Genomic DNA, 24,886 nt, shown 5'->3' on the forward strand with positions numbered 1-24,886 from the left:
ACTTCAGGCTAGGACGTGGCCGACGATCCTGCACGGATGGCGCAGCGGCGTACCGTGGGATCATGCCCAATGTTCTTGCCGAGGCGCTCAGCCCATACCTGCGCCAGCACGCCGACAACCCGGTCGACTGGCAGCAGTGGGGGCCGGAGCCCTTTGCGGAGGCTGCGCGCCGTGACGTTCCCGTCTTCGTCTCGATCGGCTACTCGACCTGTCACTGGTGCCATGTCATGGCGAGGGAGAGCTTCAGCGACCCCGCGATCGCCCGGCTGCTGAACGCGAACTTCGTCTCGATCAAGGTCGACCGGGAGGAGCATCCGGAGGTCGACGCCGGGTACCTCGCCGCCGCGAGCGCCTTCACGCCCAACCTCGGGTGGCCGCTCAACGTTTTCGTGACCCCCGCCGGGCAGGCGTTCTTCGCCGGGACGTACTGGCCGCCGGATGCCATGGCCGGCCATCCGTCATTCCGGCAGGTGCTCGACGGCGTCACCGATGCCTGGGCGAACCGGCGCGCCGAGGTCGAGTCGAATGCGGCGGATGTCGCTGCCGCGATCCGGGGGCATGCCGCGCATCCGGCGGCGGCGCTTCCCGACCGGGCGGAACTCGACAAGGTCGTCGACCTCCTCGCGGCGAACGAGGATCGGCAGTTCGGCGGGTTCGGGTCTGCGCCGAAGTTCCCGGTGGTTCCGGTACTCGACTTCCTGCTCGAGCACGGTTCGCCCGAATCGATCGCTCTCGCCGATCGCACACTGACGGCGATCGCCGACTCGGGCCTCCGGGACCGGGTGGAGGGCGGGTTCTTCCGGTACGCCACGCGCCGGGACTGGACCGAGCCGCACTACGAGCGGATGCTCTACGACAACGCGGGACTGCTGCGGGCGTATTCGCTGCTGGCCGTCCAGGTTCCCGAGCGCGCCGACCTCGCCCGCGAGGCGGCGGAGGGGATCGTCTCGTTCCTGATGCGAACCATGCGGCTGCCGGGTGGTTTCGCCTCCGCGCAGAACAGCGAGAGCTTCGTGGACGGATACCTCACCGAGGGCGACTACTACTCGTTGAGCGCTGAGGATCGCGCCGCCCAACCGGATCCGGCGCTCGATGAGAAAGTGCTCACCGGCTGGAACGGTCTGGCCATCGGGGCGCTCGCGAGCGCCGGCCACCGCTTCGGCCGCGACGACTGGCTGGATGCCGCGCGCGATGCCGCCACCACCATCCTCGCGTCCCAAGTGAAGGAGTCGGGTGAGCTGGTCAGGGCCACCCTGGCTGGAAACCCCTCTGCGGCAAGGGCCACACTCGAGGACTATGGCCTGCTGGCTCGTGGGCTCCTGCAGTTGGCCCAGGCCACGGGGGAGTTGCGGTGGGCAGGTGAGGCACGCCGCCTCGTCGATGCCTGCACGACGGACGAGGGGTTCGCGATTCCGGGTGGTGGCGATCCGACACTCGCCGGATTCGGCATCGACGCCGGTGTCGACCCCACCGAGGGCGCGCTGCCCTCCGGGACGAGTGCGCTCGCCGAGGCGTCGTACCTGCTCTACCTCCTCAGGGGCGAACGCGAGTACCTGCGTCAGAGCGGCCGCGCCATGGAGAGGCTCGCCGGTCCCGCGGTGCGTCAGCCGCTCGGCTTCGGTTCCGCGCTCGCGGTCATGTCGGCGCTCGCATCGCCCGTGACGCAGCTCGTCGTGGTGACCGACGATCCGGATGCTGCGCTCGCGGATGCCGCCCGGGGGTGGTTCGAGGCCGGCGGAGTCTCGGTGACGGTGTCGGCATCCGGTGCGGCGGAATGGTCCGACGCAGGATTCGAGCTGTTCGAGGGCAGGTCACTTCACGACGGTCTGCCCACCGCCTACCTGTGCAGCGACTTCGTCTGCCGGCTCCCGGTCACCGACGTTTCCGGCCTCGTCGGCCTCGGGATGCGCGCGGAACCATAGGTAGACTCCCACGCACACGGCGGCGAATACGAGCAGGACGGTCAACCAGATCCAGAACGGACCGTCGATCTGTCCCCACAGTTGCCCACTCGGCAGGACGATGAGGAAGAACGCGACGAGCGCCACGAGGTAGGTGAGTGTCCACCGGACTTTACCGCCGCGGAACAGGCTCGCGCCGTCCAGGTATCCGATCGGCAGGAGCCCGATGACGAGCCCGGAGATACCCTCCACGGCGACGGCCACGAGCGAGTCGTCGAACAGGGCCCCGGCGAACGTGTTCGGCGCCACGACCCCATTCATGAGGCTGTAGACGACCCAGCTGGCCACAGAGATGCCGAGCACGATCGCCGCCCAGATGAGCACTTCCCGGACCTCGTCCTTGAGGGTTGCCGACGCGCTCAGGGAGAGCCCGAGGACCAGGCCGACAAGGAGCCCCGGTGTGAAGTCGAGCAGTCGGGAGAGGATGACGCCCACGAGCGCGACGACGAGGCCGAAGGGCTCGAGCTCGATGACCGAGGCGATGCTCCAGCGCCTCTTGAGGATGATGCCGGTGATCGCGTTCGCGGCGTAGCCGAGCACGAACATGCCGATGACGCACGCGAGGAACAGCCGAAGCGACGAGAGGTCGAAGCCGAAGCGGGGGTCGGAGAAACTGAAGATGAGTGCCGCGAGCGTCGTGACCGCGAGGCCGCCGACGAGGCGTCGTTGGGCGAGCCAGGAGCGCATCCGGGAGAGCCACGGCAGTTTGGGTTTCGGGATCCTACCGAACAGGCGCCCGTAGTTCTCCTCGATCGTCGAGTTGAGAAGCTCGGCGGGGAAGGCCACGAGGAACAGGAAGGCGAGGCTGCTCGCCACCGCGGCACCGATGACCGCGGGATCGATGAAGAGACTCTGCGCGGCGGGCAGTGCCTGACTGAGGACATTGGGCGCTGCCGGCTCGTCGCGGTGGTCCTGGACCGCACTCGGAGCGCTGAGGGGAGGCAGGACGATGGTCGGAGCGGGTACCGGTGCGGGAATCACCGCAGGAACCGCAGCGACGATCGTGACCGGAACCTCTACGGTCTGGGCCACATCGCCAGGGGGTGCGACGGTGACCACGTAGTGGTGCAGGCCGGGAACGACCGTATTCGGGATCACGGTGTTGAGCCGGAACGTTCCATCGCCCTTCACGACGCTGGTGCCGAGTGGAACCGGGGTCGAGTGCAGCTCCGCGGTCACCTTCGCACCGATCGGCAGGTCGCTGCCGACCAGAGTGATGTTCTGTCCCGGCGCCGGGCTTCCGCCGAGCGCGTGGAAATTCAGGAACCAGGAGGCGGAGAGGGTTGGCAGTGAGCCGAGCGGTGGGTTGGGCCGCGGGGTTGCCGGCGGAGTGGCCGGAGCGAGAACCGTGAGCCGAAGCTTCACGATCGAGGAGCCGCTCGAGTTTCCGGCCAGGTCGGTCTGGGAGAACGCGAAGTAGTGCACCCCGACGCCGAGGGCGGCGCTCGGTGTGCATCGGAAACCGCTCTCGCCGGAGACCTGCGTTCCCTCCCGGCAGTCGACCGGGATCGATCCGTCGCGATAGATCCGCAGGGTGGCGTCGGGTTCGCCCATGCCGGAGATGAGCGGATGCGCGCTCGTCGTCGTCGCGAGGACGACACCGTCGGACGTCGGGCCGGTCGGCGTCCACAGTTCGAAGGCCTCTGGCGCGGTCGTGTCCACGGTCAGGCTCAGTTCCGGGCTCGCCGGAGCCGAGGTGTTGCCGGCGACGTCGGTCTGGGTGAAGGGAAGGAGGAAGGTCCCGTCCGGGATGAGCGAGGTCTCGAGAGTGCAGCTCCAGTCTCCGGTGATGCTCACCGTGACCGTCTCGGTACAGGCGCCCGCCACCGAATCGATCATCGCACCGGGTTCACCTGTGCCGACGATGGTGGGGGTCGGATCGTTCGTCAGGGCCTCGATCGTGCTTTCGGAGGTGGTGCCGGCGGGCGAGGTGATGACGGGGGGTGCCGGCGGGGTGCTGTCGCGGATGGTGATCGTCACGGCCGGCGAGCTCAGCTCCGACGTGTTCCCGGCGAGGTCGGTCTGCGTGGCGGTGAGGTCGTGGTCGCCCTCCGACAGGATCGCCGTGAGCGTGCACGACCAGGCCCCGGCGTCATCCGCGAGGATCGCCCCCGCCGCACAGTCTGCCGGGACGCCGTCGACGAGGAGCTGGACGGTCGCGCCACCCTCGGCGCCCCCGCTGATCGTCGGCGCAGGAGAACTGTCGACCATTCCCTCGAAACCGTTGATGGTCGGTGGGGTCGGGGCGACGGTGTCGATGTGGATGGTCCGCGGCTCCGACTGCAGCTCGTCGCTCGTCACGCGGTACGTGTAGTTCCCGTCGGCCAGCGCAGGGTCGGCCGTGCACTCCCAGGCGAGGTCGTGCACGGTTCCGGAGCACAGTACGACGCTCGTGTCCGTCGTCACCTGGAAGGCCTGCCCGCCGGCGGTCCCCGTGAATGACGGGGTGTCGTCATTCGTGTATGAGTCGCCCGCCGGGGAGGTGATCGTCGGCGGGTCAACGCTGGTCGGCGGCTCATCGTTCTGCTTGTCGACGAGGGTGATCAGGATCGTGGCGCTCGGGAGCGACGTCCCGTCACCATTGGTCGCCGTCGCCCGGAGGTAGTTGAGCCCCAGCTGCAGGGAACCGGTGAAAGACCCGCCATCGCCGGAGCACGACCAGACCTGTTTCGACTCGGGGTTCGGATTCACCATGGTGCAGAGTGGTGTGAAGGTGATGTTGTCGCTCGATACGCTGACGGTGACGACGTCGACCCCGACATCCATCGACCCGTGGATCTGGGCTTCCTGGCTGGAGGTGGTGACCCAGGGATCGTGGGGCTGGTCGATCACGGGCGCCGCGGGTACGGCAGCCCAGGCGGGCGACGATCCGATCGCCACGGACAACAGGGCGATGGCGCTGACGGTGATGATCGTGGCGACTTTGCGCACGCCCATAAGGGGACTTCTCTCGGATAGGCACAATTCCGCGGGGGACGGAAATTCGGGTAAGAGCCAGGAACCAGAGAGGAGGCCCCAGACAGTGACAACAATCTAATACTTGACGGAGCAGTTGTCACTAACGAATATATCGCTTAGGTGGGAAGGCCAGGTGCACACCACCGGAGCAACGGTGTGACGCTAGCGGGACACCGTCTCGTGCTCGCGATGGTCGGTGGTTGCAGCCTCGCGTCCGGCCGCCGATTCTGCGATGCCGTCGGAAGCGTCCGTGTCATCCTCGGGTTCCGGATGCGCCCGGAACCACAGGTAAACCCCGACGCACAGGGCGGCGAACGCGAGCAGCACCGCCAGCCAGATCCAGAACGGACCCTGGATGTCGCCCCACAGCGCCCCGCTCGGCACGACCACCGCGAAGAACGCGACGAGGGCGACGAGGTAGGTTCCGAGCCACTGCCAGCGGGAGTGCCGGTAGAGGCTGCGGCCGTCCAGGAAGCCGATCGGCAGGAGCCCGATGACGAGGCCCGAGATGCCCTCGGTCGCCACGGCCACGAAGGTGTCGTCGACGAGCGCGCCGCCGAAGGTGCCGGGGGCGACGATGCCGGAGAAGAAGCTGTAGCCGAGCCAGCCGACGATCGACAGACCGAGTATGGCGCCCGCCCAGGTGAGCACGTACCGGGCCTCGTCCCGCAGCTTCGCGGAGGCGCTCAGCGAGAGTCCGAGGACGAGCCCGATGAGGAGCCCCGGTGCGAAGTCGAGCAACCGGGAGAGCACGACGCCGGCGAGGGCGACGAGCAGGCCGAACGGTTGGAGTTCGATGACCGAGGCGATGCTCCAGCGCCGCTGGAGGATGGCGCTCGTGATCACGTTCGCGATCCAGCCCAGCACGAACATGCCGATGGCGCAGGCCAGGAACAACCGCAGGGAGGTGAGGTCGAATCCGAATCGCGGATCGGAGAAGCTCAGGATGAGGGCCGCGAGCGTCGTGAGGGCGAGACCGCCGACGACCGGGGTCCTCTTCAATCGATTTCGCACGCGATCCAGCCAGGGCAGCTTCGGCTTGCGGATCCGGCCGAACAGTCGCTGGTAGTTCTCGTCGAGGGTCGAGTTCAGCAGCTCGGCGGGCAGGGCGACCAGGAACAGCAGGGCGAGGCTGCTCCCGGCGGCCGCAGCGAGCACGACCGGGTTGGTGATGATGTCCTGCAGCGTCGGCAACGACTGGCTCAGGGTGCTCGGAGCCGCCGGTTCCGTGCGGTCCGCCGTTGCCGCGGTGACGCCCGACCCACCCGGGTCAAGCGGGGGAAGGTCCTTGTCCGTGACGGCGGGCGGCGGCGGGATGACGGACTCGGGAGCCGCCATGACGGTGACGGGGCTCTCTACGGTCTGCGGCTCGCCGTCGAGGGGGCTCACGGTGACGACATAGTGGTGATCGCCTGGCGCGACGGTGTTCGGTATGTGGGTGTTGAGCGTGAACGTGCCGTCGTCCTTGACGACCGTGGTACCGAGGGGCACCGGGTCGGAGTGGAGTTCGCCCACGACCGTGGCTCCCGCCGGCAGCGAGCTACCGGTGAGGACGACGTTCTGGCCGGGAGTCGGCGCGTCGTTGTCCGACGTGAACGCGAGCGACCAGAGGATGCCGACGGTCGGCTGCGGCGCGGGCGGCGGTGCCGGCGGTGCCGGCGGTGCGAGAACTGTCAGTCTCAGGTAGACGACCGGGCTGCCGCTCGAGTTGCCGGCGCTGTCGACCTGGGTGAAGCCGAAGTTGTAGGTTCCGGGGCTGAGCGCCGGCGCAACGGTGCAGCCGAAGCCACCCTCTCCGGCGTACTGCGGGCCCTCGTCACACGGGACAGGAATCGACCCGTTGCGATAGATGTAGATCCGTGCGCTGCCCTCCCCGTTGCCGGAGATGAACGGATGCGGATTCGAGGTCGTCGCGGTCGTCACACCTCCTGATGTGGTGCCGGTGGGCGTCCACAACTCGAAGTAGGTCGGTGCGACGGTGTCGAGCGAGAAGCGGACGAAGGGACTCGTGAGCGGCGACGAGTTCAAGGCGGCATCGGTCTGGCCGAAGTGCACGTCGTAGTCGCCGTCCGGGGTCATCGGCGTCGTCAACTGGCACGACCAGTTGCCGCTGCCATCCACGATCGTCGGCACGATCATACAGGTGTTGCCGACAACATCCAGGGTCGCACCGGGCTCGCCGGTTCCGTAGACGGTCGGGTTGGTGTCATTGGTAACGACGAGGTTCATGCCGGCGAAGATGTCGCCGATGGGCGAGGTCACAATCGGCGCAGCGGGTGGGGTGTTGTCGGTGACGGTGAAAGACTCACCGACGCTCAGGGGGGAGATGTTGCCGGCCAGGTCGGTCTGGAATGCGGTCAGGGTGTGCGGTCCTGCGGGCAGGCCATCCGGGAGGTTGCAGGACCAGTAACCGGTGTAGTCGATCGGCCCGGTGTTGCACGGCACGGAGACGCCGTCGACCAACAGGTCGATCGTGGCGTTCTCCTCGGCACTGCCGGAGACGGGCGCTCCAGGGCTGCTGTCGACCGGGGTCACCATCGCGTCGATCACGGGCGCTGCCGGGGCGACCGTATCGATGTGGATGAACCGGGAAGTCGAGAAGACCTCTGTGGCGCTGTACGAGGTGCTGACCATGTACTCGTAGTCGCCGTCGGGCAGCGCCGGTGAGGCCTCGCAGTTCCAACTGAGGTTGACCACGGTTCCGTCGCAGAAGGTGAAGGACTCATCCGTCGTGAAGACGGTGAAGTAGCTTCCCTCGGCTGTGCCGGCGAACGTCGGCATGTTGTCGTTCGTGTAGATGTCATCTGCCGGCGAGGTGATCGTCGGCGGGTTCACGAGGGTGATGAGGATGGACGGGCCGAGCACGGAGGTCCCGTCCACATTCGTGGCGGTGGCCGCAAGGTAGTTGTCGCCCAACGCGAGGCTTGCCGAGGTCGGAGCGCAGCCGAACCACCCTGTCCCACCCGGAGTGTCGGTCATTGTGCAGTACGGGACGTTGCTCACCACGTCGTTGCTCAGGTAGACGTCGACCTGGGTGACGTCGATGTCCTTGTTGCCCTGCAACGTCGGCTGGTCGTAGCTCGTGGTCCAGGGGGAGAACGTCTGGTTGATGGTCGGCGGGGCCGGGATAGCGGCATAGGCCGCCATCGATCCGGTGACGACGGAGAGCCCGACGAGCGCCATGACGGCGCCGACGGCGGCTATCTTGCGCGAGATCACGGGCGACTTCCCTCACTGCAGGGTTGCCGGCTGGCGGCACGGGGGTTGGGTTGCGGCGGCTGCGGGTCCGGCGCTTCAACACAATCTAGCGTTGAATCGAGTCGATATCAGCAAGTGGTATATCGCGAAGGCGCTATCGCCAGGTCGGAAGCCAGTAATGCGATTGGATGAACTCGAGCGGCACCTGCATCCCGGTCCAGAGCGGGAAGAAGAACGCGCTCGCGAGCACCATCGCGGCCAGGACGACCGCGAGAAGCCGGATGCCGCCCAACCGGCGCCAGGTCTCATCCGTCCTCTTCCCGAGCAGCAGGCCCATCGTGAAGACGAGAGCGAGGATGAGGAACGGCTCGAACACGATCGTGTAGAACTGGAACACCGTGCGGTTCAGGTAGAGAAGCCACGGCAGGTAGCCGGCCGCGAGTCCCATGAGAATGGCCCCGACCTGCCACTCCCGGTATCGCACCAGCCGATAGACCAAGTAGCAGGCGGCGGCGACGGCGGCCCACCAGATGAACGGGTTGGCGATGCCGGTGATCGACTCGCCGCAGCGGGTGAACTCGCATCCGAGTTCCCCCCGGTCCGTCCCGAGGTAGTACATCGCGGTCGGGCGCACCATGAGCAGCCAGGTGAGCGGATTCGCCTGGTAGCCGTGCGGCTGGTGCTCGCCGATGTGGTAGGCGTAGGCGCTCGCCTGGTAGTGCCAGAAGCTCTGCAGGTCGAGGGGGACCCAGGCGAGCAGCCCCTGCCAGGCGTTACCGGCCTGCTCCGCCCAGTGCCGGTAGTAGCCGCCGTCGGTGGAGAACCAGCCGGTCCAGGTCACGAGGTAGGTCGCGAGTGCGATCGGGACCATGAGCAGGAAGGTCGCCGGAGCCTGCTTGAACGCCGTGCCGCTGCCGAAGAAGGTGACGCCGGCGCGGCGGCGGGCCACGGCGTCGACGACAAGTGTGTAGAGGGCGAAACCGGCCAGGTAGTAGAGGCCGTTCCACTTGACAGCGGAAGCGAGTCCGAAGGCGAGCCCCGCCGCGAGGAGCCAGGGGCGCCACCAGAGCGCGGGCCCCCAGTCGATCGTGCGGCCGGCATCCGCTCGTCGCCGGAGCCAGCGGTCGAGGCGGCGCCTGCTGTGGCCGCGGTCGAGAAGGATGGCGCCGAAGCCCAGAAGGACGAAGAACGCGAGGATGCCGTCGAGCAGGGCGACGCGCGACATGACGATCGCGTTGCCGTCGATCGCGAGAAGGCCGCCGGCGATCGTCGCCAGCAGGGTCGAGTGGAAGAGGCCCTTCGCGATGATGGTGACGAGGGCGACCAGCAGGATGCCGACGACGGCCGTGCCGATACGCCAGCCCACCGCATCCTGTGCGCCGAAGATGGCGAGGCCGATCGCGATGATCCACTTGCCGAGCGGAGGGTGCACGACGTAGGAGCCGGTGTCGAGGTAGCCGTCGACGCTGCCGGTGTTGAAGGAGGCGTTGGCCTCGGCGGGCCACTGGGACTCGTAGCCGAGGTGGAGGAGGGTCCAGGCGTCCTTGACGTAGTAGGTCTCGTCGAACACGAGGAAGTGGGGGTTGCCGAGGTTCCAGAGCCTCAGGACCGCCGCGAGCACGGTGACCGCGATCGGGCCGCCCCACGCCCAGGCGCGTTGCCTGCCCGGGCTCGACAGCATCCGCCCCCACCAGGCGTCCAGGCGCGAACCGCGTGGCTCGGCCGCAGTGCCGGCAGGGTGGAGCCCCCCGGCGACCACCTCATCGAACTCGCGGCCACCGGTCACCCCGCCATGCTAGCCGCCGAATGGGAGGATGGGGCGGTGATCATCCTCGCGGCCACCCCCATCGGCAACCTCGGCGACGCGTCGCGGCGGCTGGTCGAAGCGCTCGAGAACGCGGAGACGATCGCCGCGGAGGACACCCGCACGACCATGCACCTGCTGCGCGCGCTCGGCATCGAGAACCGGCCGCGCCTGATCGCGCTCCACGAGCACAATGAGGTCGAGAAGGCCGCCGAGATCGTCGAGCTCGCGCGCGACGCGGATGTCCTGGTGCTGACGGATGCCGGCATGCCGGCGATCAGCGACCCCGGCTTCCCCCTCGTGGCGGCGGCCGCGGCGGCCGGCGTCACCGTCACCGCGATCCCCGGCCCGAGCGCGGTGCTCACCGCGCTCGCGGTCTCCGGCCTGCCGACCGATCGGTTCACGTTCGAGGGGTTCGTCCCGCGCAAGGGGCGTGTGGCCTGGTTCTCCGCACTCGCACACGAGGAGCGCACGATGGTGTTCTTCGAGTCGCCCAACCGCCTCGCCGAGTCCCTGGCCGACCTCGCGGCGGCACTCGGTGGCGCGCGTCGCGTCGTCGTCGCGCGGGAGCTGACGAAACTGCACGAGGAGGTGCGTCGGGGAACGGCCGATGAGCTCGCCGCCTGGGCGGCATCCGGGGTGCGCGGCGAGATCTGCATCGTCGTCGCCGGGGCCGAGCCGGCATCCGCATCTCTCGACGGGGGGATCGCACAGGTGCTTGCGCTCGTCGCGGCCGGAACGGGCCTCAAGGATGCCGCCGGCGAGGTCGCCGAGGCCACCGGGCTCAGCCGTCGCAGCCTCTATCAGGGCGCGTTGAGCTCCCGTCCGTAAGCCCTACGCGACTGAGTCAACCCGCCCTTGCAGGCTCGGTCGGCGCTGGCGTCGCACGGTTGCTGTGCAACCGTCATGGCTCCAGCGCGCGGAATAGGATTGAGCGCATGGCCGCCGACCGCTCCTTCTATATCGCGACGCCGATCTTCTACGTGAACGACGTGCCGCACATCGGCCACGCCTACACCGAGGTCGCCGCCGACGTGCTCGCGCGCTGGCACCGGCAGGCCGGCGACGACACCTGGCTGCTCACCGGAACGGACGAGCACGGCGAGAAGATCCTGCGCACGGCGATCGCCAACGACACGACACCGCAGGCCTGGGCGGATGAGCTGGTCGAGTCGGCCTGGAAGCCGCTGCTCAAGACGATCGACATCGCCAACGACGACTTCATCCGCACGACGGATGCTCGGCACGAGCAGGGCGTGACCCTCTTCCTGCAGAAGCTCTACGACGACGGCTACATCTACCTCGGCGAATTCGAGGGCTACTACTGCGTGGGCTGCGAGGAGTACAAGCAGCCGAACGAGCTCGTGCCGGGGGCCGGCGAGTACGAGGGCCAGCAGGTCTGCGCCATCCACTCGAAGCCGGTCGAGATCCTCAAGGAGACCAACTATTTCTTCCGGATGAGCGACTTCGGGCAGAGGCTGCTCGACCTCTACGAGGCGAACCCTCGGTTCGTGCAGCCGGACAGCGTGCGCAACGAGATCATCCAGTTCGTGAAGCAGGGGCTTCGCGACCTCTCGATCTCACGCTCGAGCTTCGACTGGGGCATCAAGCTCCCCTGGGACGATACGCACGTCGTCTACGTCTGGTTCGATGCGCTGCTCAACTACATCACCGCGATCGGCTATGGAACCGACCAGGTGCAGTTCGACCGTCGTTGGCCGGCCGTCCAGCTCGTCGGAAAAGACATCGCGCGCTTCCACGCGGTCATCTGGCCCGCCATGCTCATGGCGGCAGGGGTGGAGGTGCCGCGGCAGGTGTTCGGTCACGGCTGGCTGCTCGTCGGCGGCGAGAAGATGTCCAAGTCGAAGCTCACCGGTATCGCGCCGAGCGAGATCACCGAGACCTTCGGATCGGATGCCTTCCGGTTCTACTTCCTGAGCGCGATCAACTTCGGGCAGGACGGCTCGTTCAGCTGGGAGGACCTCTCGGCGCGCTACCACTCCGAGCTCGCCAACGGCTTCGGCAATCTCGCCTCGCGCGCGATCGCCATGATCGGCAAATACTTCGACGGGCTCGTTCCGGCGCCGAGCGGATACACCGACGACGACCTCGCCATCCAGCAGGCCGTCTCGGCGGCGGCGAAGAACGCGGATGCCGCCATGGATCGCCTCGCGATCGACCAGGCGATCGAGGCCATCTGGACTGTCGTCGACGACCTCAACGGCTACATCACGGCGCAGGAGCCCTGGTCGCTCGCCAAGTCGGATGCCGACCGGGAGCGGCTGGGCACCGTGCTGTACACGGTCGCCGAGGGGCTTCGCGCACTCGCGGTACTGCTCTCCCCGGTCATGCCCGTCGCGACGGAGAAGCTGTGGGCGGCGATCGGCGCGGCGGGGGCGCTCGCCGAGCAGCGCATCCGCGAGGCCGGGAGCTGGGGCCAACTCGCGCCCGGCAGCAGGGTCTCTCCGCTCGAGCCGCTCTTCCCCCGCATCGAGACCGCACTTTCGGCGGTGTAGCCGATGAGCGATTCCCAGTACATCCGGCAGCGTGACAACACGACCGAGCACGGCCAGACGCGGGACCTCAGCTACCCGCCGCTGCCTGAAGCGCTCACGGTGGGCGTGTACGACAACCACGCGCACCTGGAGATCGCCGACGGAAGCAACCCGTTGGACTATCGGGAGCACCTCGACCGCGCGAGTGCGGTCGGCATCCGCGGCGTCATCCAGGTCGGCGGTGACCTCGAGACCTCGCGCTGGTCGGCGGAGATGGCCGCGCGGGAGCCGCGCCTGCTCGCGGCCGTCGCCATCCATCCCAACGAGGCGCCGAACTACGAGGCGGCCGGCACCCTGGATGCCGCGCTCGCCGAGATCGACGAACTCGCCTCCCGTCCGCGCGTGCGGGCGATCGGGGAGACCGGCCTCGACTTCTTCCGCACCGATGAGGGCGGGCGGGCCGCCCAGTTCCGCTCCTTCGAGGCGCACATCGGCATCGCGAAGAAGCACGACCTTGCCATGCAGATCCACGACCGGGATGCGCACGGTGACGTGATCGCGACCCTGCTGCGCGTCGGCGCCCCCGAGCGCACGGTGTTCCACTGCTTCTCGGGCGACGCTGAGATGGCCAGGCTCTGCGTCGACCACGGCTGGTATCTGTCCTTCGCCGGTACCGTGACGTTCAAGAACGCCGGCGGGCTGCGAGAGGCGCTCGCGGCGATCCCGCGCGACCGCATCCTCATCGAGACGGATGCACCGTTCCTCACCCCCACCCCTTTCCGTGGGCGACCGAACTCCCCATATCTCATCCCGCACACCCTGCGCGCGATGGCCGAGCATCTCGGCACCGACGTGTCGATGCTCGCCGCGCAGGTCTCCTCGAACACCGAGCTCGTCTACGGCTCCTGGGACGCCGAACCCGTCGACCGCCCCCTCTGATGGGAGCAACGGGTTGATGGGGGCGACGGGCTGATGGCGGTGATGGGCGGGTATCTGGGGCCGGCGGAGATCCGCGACCTCGCTGAACTGCTCGGGCTGCAGCCGACCAAGAAGCTCGGCCAGAACTTCGTGGTCGACGCCAACACGGTGCGCCGCATCGTCGCGGCCTCGGGGGTGACGGATGCCGACACGGTCGTCGAGGTCGGCCCCGGCCTCGGCTCGCTCACCCTCGGCCTGCTCGCGACGGGGGCATCCGTGGTGGCCGTCGAGATCGACCCTCGGCTCGCCGGGCAGTTGCCGAAGACCGTCGACCAACTGCATCCGGATGCCCCGCTCACGGTCGTCACGGCCGACGCCATGACGGTTACCGAGCTTCCCGGCAACCCGAACGCTCTCGTCGCGAACCTCCCGTACAACATCTCGGTGCCCGTGCTCCTGCACCTGCTCGAGCATTTTCCCCGCCTGCGCACCGGTCTCGTCATGGTGCAGGCCGAGGTGGGCCAGCGTCTGGCCGCTCCTCCCGGCTCGAAGGTCTACGGCAGCCCGAGCGTCAAGGCCGCCTGGTACGGCGCCTGGCGCACGGCCGGCCAGGTGAGCCGTCAGGTGTTCTGGCCGGTCCCCAACGTCGACTCGATCCTGGTCGGCTTCGAGCGTCACGCGACCCCCCTCGGCACCGAGGGGGAGCGGCGCGCGATGTTCGCGATCGTGGATGCCGCGTTCCAGCAGCGCAGGAAGATGCTGCGGCAGGCGCTCGTCCCCGTCTTCGGTACTACCGCATCCGCGACCCTCGAGGCCGCGGGCATCGACCCGACCGCGCGTGGCGAGCAACTCTCGGTCGCCGACTTTCTCGCGATCGCCCGCGTCGGCTAGCGTTGCGGTCATGGCGGCAGTGTCCCCCCAGAAGATGAGCGACGAGCGGATGCTCGAAGCGACCGGCCGAGTGCGCGCCGATTGGCACGCGCTCCTGGATGCGGCCGGAGCGCGCGACTGGGCGCATCCGAGGATCGCGCGCTGGCTCGTCGAGGAGCACGGCATCGACGGCTGGTGGGCGCAGGGCGTCACGGTCGGCTTCGAGCAGGCGATCGGCAGGCGGCTGCCCGGGCAGCGCGCCGACGGGACGTTCGAGGCCTCGGTGACGAAGACGCTCGGCGCCGCACGGGAAGCGGTCCTCGACCAGGTCATCGCCATACTCGTCGAACAGCTCGGCGAACCGGCGTCGCTCAGCCCGGATTCCCTTTACTCGACGGCGCGCTGGAAGATCGCCGACGAGACGGTGGTTGCGGCGATCTCGGAGCCGAAGCCGGGCAAGACACTCGTGGCGCTCACCCGGTCGCGCATCCTCGACGGTGAGACGCTCGACGCGGCGAAGAGCGAGTTGCGTGGCATCCTCGGCCGCCTCGGCCCGTCAGGCGGCGGGTAGCGGGTCGACTAGGTTAACTCCATGACCACCGAGGCGAGCAGGGTGGTGCACGCGAGGGCACCGGGGAAGATCAACGTCTACCTCGGCGTCGGTGCGCTCGGCGATGACGGCTACCACGAGATCGCCACCGCGTACCAGGCCGTTTCGCTCTACGAGGATGTTCGTGCGAGCGATGCCCCCGATTTCTCCGTCGCGTTCACCGGCCCTGTCGACCTCCGCGAGCTCGAGACGGACGGCTCCAACCTCGCGATCCGTGCCGCGACGCTCCTGGCCAGAACGACCGGCTACCGACGGGGGGTGCGCCTCGAGATCGAGAAGAACGTGCCCGTCGCGGGCGGCATGGGCGGCGGATCGGCGGATGCCGCGGCCACGCTGCTCGCCTGCGACGCGCTGTGGGGCACCGACCTCAGCCGTGAGGACCTGCTGGAACTCGCGGCCACGATCGGTGCGGATGTTCCCTTCGCCTTCACCGGCGGCACGGCGGTCGGTACCGGCCGCGGCGACCAGTTGAGCCCTGCCCTCGCGCAGGGACAGTTCCAGTGGGTTCTCGCGTTCGCCGCCTTCGGCATGAGCACCCCCGACGTGTACCGGGAGCTCGACCTTCACCGGGAGCGCCACGCCCTCGACATCTTTCCGGCTGAAACGCAGCCCCGGGTGGATCCGAACGTGCTGCAGGCGCTCCGTGCCGGCGACCCGCACCTGCTCGCCGAGAGCCTCTTCAACGACCTGCAGGCCCCCGCGCTGCATCTGGAGCCGCGGCTGGCCGAAGTCATCGAGCTCGGCGAGGAGAACGGCGCGCTCGCGGGCGTCGTCTCCGGCTCCGGCCCGACGGTCGCCTTCCTCGCCGCGGATCTCGACAGTGCTCTCGAACTCCAGATCGCCTTGTCCGCCGCACGGCACACCGTCGCCAGGGTGACCGGCCCCGTGCACGGGGCGCGCATCCTCGGCGAGTAGCCGGCCGCCCCTTCTCCGTTGACTCGGGTCATTTTGCGGGTCGTCATGGCGCGCAACCCGCACGATGGCCCGAGTCAACGGAATCGAAGTGCGACCTGTGGATAGGTTCTGCAGAGCTAACGCCCGTTCGAGCAGAATCTCGGCATGTCCAGACCCTCGCCGCTGCCGGATGCGCTGGGCGGCTCGCCCTTTCGTGTCGGGGAGGCGAGGGGGCTGGGCGTGTCCGCGGCGCGGCTTCGCGCATCCGACCTCGAGGCGCCATTCCATGGCATCCGGCGGTCGAAAGCCGCGCCCGCCGAGAATGCGGAGACTGGTGAAGAGCGGGCGCGCGTGAGACTCGAAGGGCTCCGACGGGACTGTGAAGCCTTTCAGCGTCGGGAGGGGCGACCGGTCATCTTCAGTCACGTCACGGCTGCGCGGCTATACCGGATGCCGCTGCCGTGGCGCCTGGAGTCGCGTCAGGTCCTCGACGTGGCGGCCCTCACCCCCGACCACGCGCCGCAGGGAGCGGGGATCATCGGGCACCGTCTGACCGGTGGCAGCTTCGTCGTCGCCTCAGCCTCCGGATTCCTCGTGCCGGCTCCGCTCCGAGTATGGGTACAGCTTGCCCCACTCCTTTCGGTTGACGAGCTCATTGTCGCCGGTGATCACCTGGTTCGACGCAAGGCGCCGTTCGCGAGCCTGAACGAACTGCTCGAGACTGTGGCGCGCCTGCGCAGGTTGCGCGGTGTGAGGAAGCTGCGGGCTGCCGCAACCAGGGTCAGGGCAGGCACGGATTCCGCGGCGGAGTCCAGAACGCGGTTGGTGCTCATCGATGGTGGGCTCCCCGAACCTGTCATCGGCCACAAAGTGTTGGATCGAGATGGTTACTTCGTCGGCACCCCCGACCTCGCCTACGTCGTCGAGCGGGTCGCGCTCGACTACGAGGGCGAGATTCATCGCGTGGACCGGGAGACGTTCGAGAGCGACATCGAGCGACGGGAGCGGTTCCAGGATGCCGGCTGGCGCCACATCCGGGTGACGAGGGAACACCTCGCCCATCCGCACACGCTTGTCGACCGGGTCGGCTTCGCCCTGGCCGAGCGCCGGGCCGATCGCGGGGCTTCGAAGACTTTCGCTTCCGCCCACCTCCTCCGTTGACTCGGGTCATTTTGCGGGTCGTCATGGCGCGCAACCCGCAAGATGACCCGAGTCAACGGGAGTGAAGGGTATCGGCGACGCGGGCGGGCCGACGGGCAGGAGCGACGGCGACCCCGCATCGCCGGAGCGCCGCGGGTAGCCTTGAGACATATGGCCCACCTTCTCGGCGCTGAGTCGCTGCACCTCGAGTACCCGACCCGCGTCATCTTCGACTCCGTCACGGTCGGGCTGAACGACGGCGACCGGATCGGAGTCGTCGGCCGCAACGGCGACGGCAAGTCCACCCTGCTGCGTTTGCTGGCCGGCCGCCTCGAACCGGATGCCGGGCGCGTCACGCGCAGGGGCGGCATCCGCTTGGGCATGCTCGACCAGGCCGACGAGCTGCACAGCGAGCGCACCGTGCACGAAGTCGTGATCGGCGACATCGACGAGCACGTCTGGGCGGGCGACCCGAAGGTGCGCGATGTGATCGCCGGGCTCATCGCCGACCTCCCCTGGGAGGCCCGCGTCGACGATCTCTCCGGCGGGCAGCGGCGCAGGGTCGCGCTCGCCGCGCTCCTCATCGGCGACTGGGATGTGATCTTCCTCGACGAGCCCACCAACCACCTCGACGTGGAGGGCATCGCCTGGCTCGCGAAGCACCTCAAGACTCGCTGGTCCCGGAACGCCGGTGCGCTGGTCACCGTGACCCACGACCGCTGGTTCCTCGACGAGATCTGCACCGCGACCTGGGAAGTGCACGACCGCCTGATCGAGCCGTTCGAGGGCGGCTACGCGGCCTACGTGCTGCAGCGGGTGGAGCGCGACCGGATGGCGGCGGCGAGCGAGGCGAAGCGCCAGAACCTCATGCGCAAGGAGCTCGCCTGGCTGCGCCGTGGCGCCCCGGCGCGCACGAGCAAGCCGAAGTTCCGCATCGACGCGGCGAACGAGCTCATCGAGAACGAGCCGCCGATCCGCGACAGCGTCTCGCTCGCGCAGATGGCGATGCAGCGGCTCGGCAAGGATGTCGTGGACCTCGAGGACGTGTCCGTCTCGTACGACGGGGCCGAAGTCCTCCGCGACGTCACCTGGCGCATCGCGCCCGGCGAGCGCACCGGCATCCTCGGGGTGAACGGCGCCGGCAAGTCGACGCTGCTGAACCTCGTCGCTGGGACCCTCCAGCCGACGAGCGGGCGGGTCAAGCGCGGAAAGACCATCAAGGTCGCCCAGCTCACCCAGCAGCTCGCCGAGCTCGCGGATGTCTGGAACGACCGCGTGAACGATGTCATCTCGCGCCAGAAGAGCTCGTACCTCGCGGGTGGCAAGGTGCTCACGCCGGGGCAGCTGCTCGAGCGGGTCGGATTCCAGAGCGCTCAGCTGAGCACCCCGGTCAAGGATCTCTCCGGCGGCCAGAAGCGCCGGCTGCAGCTGCTGCTCATCCTGTTGTCGGAGCCCAACGTGCTCATCCTCGACGAGCCGACCAACGACCTCGACACCGACATGCTCGCCGCCATCGAGGACCTGCTGGACTCGTTCCCCGGAACCCTGCTCGTCGTCTCGCACGACCGGTACCTGATCGAGCGGGTCACCGACCAGCAGTACGCGATCATGGACGGGCGGTTCCGCCACCTGCCGCGCGGGGTCGACCAGTACCTGGAATTGAGGTCTGGTAGGGCTGTTGCATCGGGGCAAAAGCCTGAACCGGCGGCCGGGACGGCCGACGGCGCCGGCGTCTCAGCGAAGTCCGGAATTGGCCTTCGCCCCCAGCTCCATCTCGCGGGCGCCGACCTCCGCAACGCCCAGAAGGAGTTCGCGGCGGCCGGGCGCAAGCTCGAAAAGCTCGGCCAGAGCATCCGGGACGTGCACGAGCGGATGGCCGCCCACGACCAGTCCGACTATGTCGGCCTCGGCGCTCTCAGTCAGGAGCTGGCGGGCATCGAGGCCGAGAGGGAAGCGCTGGAGACCCGCTGGCTGGAGCTCGCCGACGTGCTCGGTGAGTGAGGGTGGCGCATCTCGCCGATGTGCTCGGCGAGTAGCGGTGGTTGAGCTCGCCGACGTGCTCGGGGAGTAGTGGAGCACTGGCGGGCCGCTTGCACTCGAATCCTCGGGCGTCTATTCTATAAGTAAGTAGTTACTTACTTTAGGGGAATGACGATGGCCGGAAACGCGACGCGGGAGCGCCTGATCGCCGAATCCATGCGACTCTTCGGCGAGCGGGGCTACGCCGGAACCTCGGTGGCCGACATCGAGGCGGCGGCGGGCCTGTCCTCCGGCGCCGGCAGCCTCTACCGTCACTTTCCCTCCAAGCAGGCGTTGCTCGCGGCGGGGGTTCGTCAACAGATCGACGCGGGGCAACACCTCCTGAGGCTGCTCGCAGACGCCGATGACGGTGCCGCGATACCGTTGCGTGAGCGTCTCATCGCGGTGGCGACGGCGGGCCTCCGCAGGCTTGAGCAGGAGGCCGACCTCAATCGGATCATGCTCAAGGATCTCGCCCACTTCCCCGAACTGCTGGACCTGGCTCGCCGGGAGGAAGTGGCAAGAGTGCACCAGGCGGTCGCTGCCTGGCTGGACGCCCAGCTCGGCGCCCGGTCCGACGGTCAAGCCGGCACGGGCCGCAGGGACACCGAAGGAATCGCGGCGGTCCTGGTCGGAGCAGTCTCGAACTTCTGGATGCTTCGCGACATCTTCGGCGAGCATCCGGCGGGGATCAGCGAGGAGCGCTACCTGGCCAGCCTGGTAGACGCGCTGATGCCGTCACTGCCCGGCGTCGAAAAGACGCTCGAGAACTGACGCGGCCGAGGGAAAGGAATCCACAATGAAGGTCATACTTGCAGGCGCAACGGGCGCGCTGGGCGTTCCACTGGTTCGGCAACTCGTCTCGGCCGGCCACGACGTGGTCGGCATCACCCGCGGTGAAAGCGGCGAGCGGCTGCTCACCCAACTCGGTGCGACTGCCATCCGCGCCGACGTCCTGGACCGGGCCGCCCTGCTCGACGCGGCCGGTGGCATCCAGGCGGATGCCGTCATGCATCAGCTGACGGCGCTCAAGAAGGCCCCGGCCGGCCACGGTGCGATGCGTCAGACCAATGTTCTGAGGACCACCGGTACCGAGCATCTGCTGGAGCTGGCGAAAGCGGTGGGTGCGCGCCGTTTCGTCACCCAGTCGATCGTCCTCGGATACGGCTACCGCGACCACGGTTCGCAGGTGCTCACCGAGGAGTCGCCGTTCGGGCAGATGCACGGGAACGCCTTCGATGCTCACGTCCGGGCCATGGTGTCGGCGGAGCAGCAGGTCTTCGAGGCCGATGGCATCGAGGGCATTGCACTGCGGTACGGGCTCCTGTACGGGGCTGCTGCCGATCAGGACAAGGTGGCGCGGATGCTGCGCAAACGCGCTCTCCCGGTCGCGAGGCATGGCGGATACCTCCCGTTCATCCACCACGATGACGCGGCTGCAGCGACGGTCGCTGTGCTCGAGCGGGGTGCATCCGGCCAGGCGTACAACATCGTCGACGACACGCCCGCGACGTTTCGCGACCTCGTCACCGGCATCGCGAGGGCCCGCAACGCACCGGAACCGCTGATCCTGCCGGGCTGGCTGCTCAAGCTCGCCGCCCCGTACGGCGGCGTCGTGCTCAGTGATGTGTCCCTTCGCGTCTCCAACGCCAGGGCGAAGCGGGAACTCGGTTGGTCACCGGCGTACCCGTCCTACGCGGATGGCCTCGCCGACGCTGTCAACGGATGACTACTCGCCCAGCTCGCTCAGTTCTTCCGAGACATCCGCGTCATCCGGTCGTTCCGCGGCGAGCTCGCGTTGGATCTCCAGCGCTTCGTCCAGCCTGCCCAACGAGCGCAGGCACCGGGCGAACGCCCACCGCGCCCGGAACCGCTGGTCCTCGCTTCCGAACCGGATGGCGGCTCCCTGGGCGAGGGAGAACTGGGTGAGCGCGTCGTCATAGCGGTGCAGGTCGTGGAGGTGCCATCCGAGGTTGTTGTGGAGTGCAACGGCCCAGCGCCGGATGCGCTCGTCGTCGGTCCGGTCGAGCACGGCCAGCGCCTCGTCGGTCCAGCGCGCGGCATTGTCGGTGTCCGTGATCGCGAGCATGTGCAGTGCGTCGACTTCGAGGAACCCGAGGCCGGCCCGGCTTGCGGTCACCCGGGCGCTGGTGAAATATACGATGGCGTTCTCCGGATGCCCGGAGCTGTTGAGCAGTCGCCCCCGCTCGAGCAGTACTCGCGTTGTCACCGGCGGAGAGTCGAAGATGATGCGACCCAGCAACCGGCCGGCTTCCTCGAACCGGGACTGGAGGCCGAGCGCCCGCGCTACCTGCGTCTCCAGTTCCGCCCGGCTCTCCGGGGGTTCATCCGGTTCGCGTGCGGCATCCTTGAGTCGCAGCTCGCTTGCCGACGGGTCGGCGAAGTCCCACAACTGGTCGAGTCGTTCCTGGGTCACCATGCGCTGCTGCCCTCGTCTTTCAGTCGAAGTCGAGGCTCAGCTTGCGCAGCAGCGAGGCGAGACGCTCCCGGTCGCCGGGGGCGAGTTTCTCGAGCAGTACGGACTCGGCGACGAGTAGGGTGCTGATGGCGGCATCGACGCTCGCCTGACCTTTGGGCGTCATGACGACGAGGATGCCGCGGCCGTCGTTCGGGTCCGTCCTGCGCTGGACGAGCCCCCGTTCGACGAGCCGGTCGATGCGGTTGGTCATCGTGCCGGAGGAGACGAGGGTCTGCTGAAGGAGCGCCTTCGGGCTCAACTGGTACGGCACGCCGGCGCGGCGCAACGCGGAGAGCACATCGAACTCCCACGAGTCGAGTTCTGAGGTCGAGAAGGCTTCGCGGCGGGCGCGGTCGAGGTGCCGGGAGAGTCGTCCGACGCGCGAGAGCACCTGCAGCGGTGCGAAGTCGAGATCCGGTCGCTCGCGTGACCACGCCTCGACGATCCGGTCGACTTCGTCGTGGGTGGGCATGCTCCCATTATCGCGGCCTTTGCGTCTGGCAGACTTGACTTCGCGCAGCACGCGCGATCCGCCTTGGTGTAACGGCAGCACGACAGCCTTTGGAGCTGTTAGGTCCAGGTTCGAATCCTGGGGGCGGAGCTCGTCTCGCGGTCTTCGCGATTCGAACACTCAGCGCCAGGCCAGCACCATCCCGTCGACTCGGGTCATATCGCGGGTGCGGGTGACCTCGTACCCGCGATATGACCCGAGTCAACAAGAGAAGGAGAGAGAAGGAGGAACCATGACCGACCAGAACCTCGCGGTGATCGTGCTCGCAGCAGGCGAGGGCACCCGGATGCGGTCTGCGACCCCCAAGGTCCTCCACATCCTCGCCGGCATCCCGCTCGTCGGCCACGTGCTCGCGACGGCGCGGGAGCTGCATCCGGCCCACATCATCGCGGTCGTGCGGCACGAGCGGGACGCGGTCGCCGCGGTCATCGCACAGAACCTGCCGGAGACCGTCATCGTCGACCAGGATGAGGTCCCGGGAACCGGGCGCGCGGTCGAGGTCGCGCTCGGTGCGCTCCCCGGTGATTTCGCCGGCGACGTCGTCGTCGTGAGCGGCGACGTTCCCCTTCTCGACGCCGACACCCTCGGCCGTCTGCTCGAGACCCACCGCGCGCACCATGCTGCGGCGACGGTCCTCTCGGCGGTGCTCGACGATGCGAGCGGTTACGGCCGGATCATCCGGGGCGCCGACGGGCTCGTCGACCGCATCGTCGAGCAGAAGGATGCCGACGAGTCCGAGCTCGAGGTCACCGAGATCAACTCCGGCAGCTACGTCTTCGGCGTCCGGTCGCTGCGCGACGAGCTTCCCAAGGTCGGCACGGGCAACGCGCAGGGTGAGAAGTACCTCACGGATGTCGTGGGCCTGCTGCGCGCATCCGGGAACCCCGTCGAGGCGGTTCCCGTCGCACAGAGCTGGATCGTCGGCGGAATCAACGACCGGGTGCAGCTCGCCGAGGCGGCCGCGCGACTGAATGCGCTCATCGTGCGCGGCTGGCAGCTTGCCGGCGTCACGGTGCACGACCCGGCGACGACCTGGATCGACCTCAACGCGACCATCGCCGAGGATGTCGAGATCCTCCCCGGCACCCAGATCAAGGGCGCGACGAAGATCGACCGCGGTGCGATCATCGGCCCCGACACGACACTGGTCGACTGCGAGATCGGCGAGAACGCGGTCGTGAAGCGCACCGATGCGACCCTCGCGGTCATCGGCAAGGGAGCATCCGTGGGGCCGTTCGCCTACCTGCGCCCGAACACGGTGCTCGGCGAGAACGGCAAGATCGGCACCTTCGTGGAGACCAAGAACTCGACGATCGGGTTCGGCAGCAAGGTTCCGCACCTCAGCTACATCGGCGACACCGAGGTGGGCGTGCAGTCCAACATCGGTGCCGGCACGATCACCGCGAACTACGACGGGGTCGAAAAGCACCGTACGACCGTCGGTTCGCACGTGCGGACGAGCTCGCACAACGTGTTCGTCGCGCCCGTTAGGATTGGTGACGGAGCCTACACCGGTGCAGGAACCGTCGTCCGCAAGGATGTTCCGGCCGGCGCTCTCGCCATCAGTGTGGCTCCCCAACGGAACATGATGGGCTGGGTCGAGGAGAAGCGTCCGGGCACTGCGGCAGCCGAGGCTGCTGCGGCGGCCGGCGAGTCCGGCGACCGGCCAGACGTCGGCTAGCCGGCAGAGAGCGGGAGACGTGTCCGGCATCAAGATCACCGGCCAGAAAAGACTCGTCATCGTCTCAGGGCGCGGCTACCCTGAGCTCGCCCAGCAGATCGCCGATGAGCTCGGCAGCGAGCTCGTGCCCACGGATGCGCGCACCTTCGCCAACGGCGAGATCTACGCGCGGTACGACGAGAGCGTGCGCGGATGCGATGCGTTCGTCATCCAGTCGCACACGACCCCGATCAACGAGTGGCTCATGGAGCAGCTCATCATGGTGGATGCGCTCAAGCGCGCCTCCGCCAAGCGCATCACGGTGGTCGCCCCGTTCTACCCGTACGCACGCCAGGACAAGAAGGGTCGCGGCCGCGAGCCGATCTCGGCGCGGCTCGTGGCGGACCTGTTCAAGGCGGCCGGCGCCGACCGCATCATGAGCGTCGACCTGCACGCCGCGCAGATCCAGGGCTTCTTCGACGGGCCGGTCGACCACCTGTTCGCGATGCCCGTGCTGCTCGAGCACTTCCGCACGACGCTCGACACCTCGAACCTCACGGTCGTCTCGCCCGACATGGGCCGCGTCCGCGTCGCCGACATCTGGAGCGACAAGCTCGGCTCGCCGCTGGCGATCATCCACAAGCGCCGGGACCCGCTCGTGCCGAACAAGGTCACGGTGCACGACATCGTCGGCGACGTGGAGGGCCGCGTCTGCCTCATCGTCGACGACATGATCGACACCGGCGGCACGATCGTGAAGGCTTCGGAGGCGCTCAAGGCCGCCGGGGCGCTGAGTGTCGTCGTCGCGGCGACGCACGCGATCTTCTCCGATCCTGCACCGACGATCCTGCAGTCGGAGTTCATCGACTCCGTCGTCGTGACCGACACGCTGCCGCTGCCGGCGGCCAAGCGCTTCCCGACGCTCACCGTGCTGTCGATCGCACCGCTGCTGGCGCGGGCGATCCACGAGGTGTTCGACGACGGCTCGGTCACCTCGATGTTCGATGGGGCTGCTTAGGCATCCACCCCGCGCGGCAGTTCGACCATTCCAGGGATGAGTCCGAGCGAGACGACGTGCCTGCCGTCATGGAACCCGCCGACCGCATAGCACTCCCAGCCGATGCCGCCCGGCCCGAAGAGCTCGAATCTCGCCGACGACCCGGTGGCATCCGGAGCGACGTAGGCGACCGCTCGCGCGCATGAGGAGGAGGCGGTCGCCGCGCTCACCGTCACAAGGTTGGCGACGAGCGGCAGCACCATCGCCGCCACCGCAACGAGCACGATGACGCGCATGACAGTGCGACGCCGCCGGCCGTAGAGCGGGCGGTCGTCGATCTCGCTGTCGGCGGTATCCACTGCCCCATCCTCC

At 68.3% G+C, this 24,886-nt stretch carries 19 protein-coding genes and 1 tRNA gene; 14 read left to right on the forward strand and 6 right to left on the reverse strand.

Annotated elements, in window-relative coordinates:
- Window positions 1–62: 62 nt before the first annotated feature.
- The gene (locus ABD678_RS06755) at window positions 63–1,922 is read left to right on the forward strand and encodes a thioredoxin domain-containing protein (protein ID WP_344755016.1); all 1,860 of its coding nucleotides are present in this window, start codon (window positions 63–65) and stop codon (window positions 1,920–1,922) included.
- Here the strand turns inward: ABD678_RS06755 and ABD678_RS06760 are convergent.
- The 3 genes from ABD678_RS06760 to ABD678_RS06770 form a co-directional block, all read right to left on the reverse strand.
- Window positions 1,812–4,898 (reverse strand): Ig-like domain-containing protein, encoded by a 3,087-nt coding sequence (locus tag ABD678_RS06760; RefSeq protein ID WP_344755018.1) that lies wholly within the window; start codon window positions 4,896–4,898, stop codon window positions 1,812–1,814. The two genes, ABD678_RS06755 and ABD678_RS06760, sit on opposite strands and share 111 nt — an antisense overlap.
- A 183-nt stretch (window positions 4,899–5,081) precedes the next feature.
- The gene (locus ABD678_RS06765; RefSeq protein WP_344755020.1) at window positions 5,082–8,138 is read right to left on the reverse strand and encodes an FGLLP motif-containing membrane protein; all 3,057 of its coding nucleotides are present in this window, start codon (window positions 8,136–8,138) and stop codon (window positions 5,082–5,084) included.
- A 133-nt stretch (window positions 8,139–8,271) separates the two neighbouring features.
- On the reverse strand, window positions 8,272–9,903 hold the full coding sequence (locus tag ABD678_RS06770) for a dolichyl-phosphate-mannose--protein mannosyltransferase (RefSeq protein ID WP_344755022.1): 1,632 nt from the start codon (window positions 9,901–9,903) through the stop codon (window positions 8,272–8,274).
- Window positions 9,904–9,939: 36 nt separating this feature from the next.
- Between ABD678_RS06770 and rsmI the strand changes: the two genes are divergently transcribed.
- The 10 genes from rsmI to ABD678_RS06820 all read left to right on the forward strand — a co-directional run bounded on the left by rsmI (window position 9,940) and on the right by ABD678_RS06820 (window position 20,596).
- Window positions 9,940–10,752, forward strand: coding sequence for a 16S rRNA (cytidine(1402)-2'-O)-methyltransferase (gene rsmI / locus ABD678_RS06775; RefSeq protein WP_344755024.1), 813 nt, complete (start codon window positions 9,940–9,942; stop codon window positions 10,750–10,752).
- Window positions 10,753–10,859: 107 nt separating this feature from the next.
- A complete protein-coding gene (gene metG / locus ABD678_RS06780; RefSeq protein ID WP_344755026.1) occupies window positions 10,860–12,437 on the forward strand; it encodes a methionine--tRNA ligase in 1,578 nt (525 codons plus the stop codon).
- A gap of 3 nt (window positions 12,438–12,440) precedes the next feature.
- The gene (locus tag ABD678_RS06785) at window positions 12,441–13,355 is read left to right on the forward strand and encodes a TatD family hydrolase (protein ID WP_344755028.1); all 915 of its coding nucleotides are present in this window, start codon (window positions 12,441–12,443) and stop codon (window positions 13,353–13,355) included.
- A gap of 42 nt (window positions 13,356–13,397) precedes the next feature.
- Entirely contained in the window at window positions 13,398–14,225 is an 828-nt protein-coding gene (gene rsmA, locus ABD678_RS06790; protein WP_344757110.1) for a 16S rRNA (adenine(1518)-N(6)/adenine(1519)-N(6))-dimethyltransferase RsmA, read from the forward strand.
- Window positions 14,226–14,235: 10 nt separating this feature from the next.
- A complete protein-coding gene (locus ABD678_RS06795; protein ID WP_344755030.1) occupies window positions 14,236–14,775 on the forward strand; it encodes a hypothetical protein in 540 nt (179 codons plus the stop codon).
- A gap of 21 nt (window positions 14,776–14,796) precedes the next feature.
- Window positions 14,797–15,729 carry a 4-(cytidine 5'-diphospho)-2-C-methyl-D-erythritol kinase gene (locus ABD678_RS06800; RefSeq protein ID WP_344755032.1) on the forward strand — a complete coding sequence of 311 codons (933 nt, stop codon included), beginning with the start codon at window positions 14,797–14,799 and terminating at the stop codon, window positions 15,727–15,729.
- 144 nt (window positions 15,730–15,873) lie between these two features.
- The gene (locus ABD678_RS06805; RefSeq protein WP_344755034.1) at window positions 15,874–16,869 is read left to right on the forward strand and encodes a hypothetical protein; all 996 of its coding nucleotides are present in this window, start codon (window positions 15,874–15,876) and stop codon (window positions 16,867–16,869) included.
- 150 nt (window positions 16,870–17,019) lie between these two features.
- Window positions 17,020–18,849, forward strand: coding sequence for an ABC-F family ATP-binding cassette domain-containing protein (locus tag ABD678_RS06810; RefSeq protein ID WP_344755036.1), 1,830 nt, complete (start codon window positions 17,020–17,022; stop codon window positions 18,847–18,849).
- A gap of 147 nt (window positions 18,850–18,996) precedes the next feature.
- Complete coding sequence (locus tag ABD678_RS06815; RefSeq protein WP_344755038.1) at window positions 18,997–19,641, forward strand: TetR/AcrR family transcriptional regulator; 645 nt, start codon at window positions 18,997–18,999, stop codon at window positions 19,639–19,641.
- Between the two features lie 25 nt (window positions 19,642–19,666).
- Complete coding sequence (locus ABD678_RS06820) at window positions 19,667–20,596, forward strand: NAD-dependent epimerase/dehydratase family protein (protein WP_344755040.1); 930 nt, start codon at window positions 19,667–19,669, stop codon at window positions 20,594–20,596.
- Here ABD678_RS06820 and ABD678_RS06825 read toward each other — a convergent pair whose 3' ends face one another.
- On the reverse strand, window positions 20,597–21,304 hold the full coding sequence (locus tag ABD678_RS06825; RefSeq protein WP_425561955.1) for a hypothetical protein: 708 nt from the start codon (window positions 21,302–21,304) through the stop codon (window positions 20,597–20,599).
- 22 nt (window positions 21,305–21,326) lie between these two features.
- Window positions 21,327–21,818, reverse strand: a complete 492-nt coding sequence (locus tag ABD678_RS06830; RefSeq protein WP_344755044.1) for a MarR family winged helix-turn-helix transcriptional regulator — start codon at window positions 21,816–21,818, stop codon at window positions 21,327–21,329.
- 57 nt (window positions 21,819–21,875) lie between these two features.
- Here ABD678_RS06830 and ABD678_RS06835 point away from each other — a divergent pair.
- The 3 genes from ABD678_RS06835 (at window position 21,876) to ABD678_RS06845 (ending at window position 24,535) form a co-directional block, all read left to right on the forward strand.
- Window positions 21,876–21,947: transfer RNA gene (locus ABD678_RS06835), tRNA-Gln, on the forward strand.
- Window positions 21,948–22,089: 142 nt separating this feature from the next.
- Entirely contained in the window at window positions 22,090–23,538 is a 1,449-nt protein-coding gene (gene glmU, locus ABD678_RS06840; RefSeq protein WP_344755046.1) for a bifunctional UDP-N-acetylglucosamine diphosphorylase/glucosamine-1-phosphate N-acetyltransferase GlmU, read from the forward strand.
- A 19-nt stretch (window positions 23,539–23,557) separates the two neighbouring features.
- Window positions 23,558–24,535, forward strand: coding sequence for a ribose-phosphate diphosphokinase (locus ABD678_RS06845; RefSeq protein WP_344755048.1), 978 nt, complete (start codon window positions 23,558–23,560; stop codon window positions 24,533–24,535).
- Here the strand turns inward: ABD678_RS06845 and ABD678_RS06850 are convergent.
- A complete protein-coding gene (locus ABD678_RS06850) occupies window positions 24,532–24,873 on the reverse strand; it encodes a hypothetical protein (protein ID WP_344755050.1) in 342 nt (113 codons plus the stop codon). The two genes, ABD678_RS06845 and ABD678_RS06850, sit on opposite strands and share 4 nt — an antisense overlap.
- Window positions 24,874–24,886 lie beyond the last annotated feature (13 nt).

The organism is Leifsonella bigeumensis, from assembly GCF_039537265.1.
Lineage (GTDB): Bacteria > Actinomycetota > Actinomycetes > Actinomycetales > Microbacteriaceae > Terrimesophilobacter > Terrimesophilobacter bigeumensis.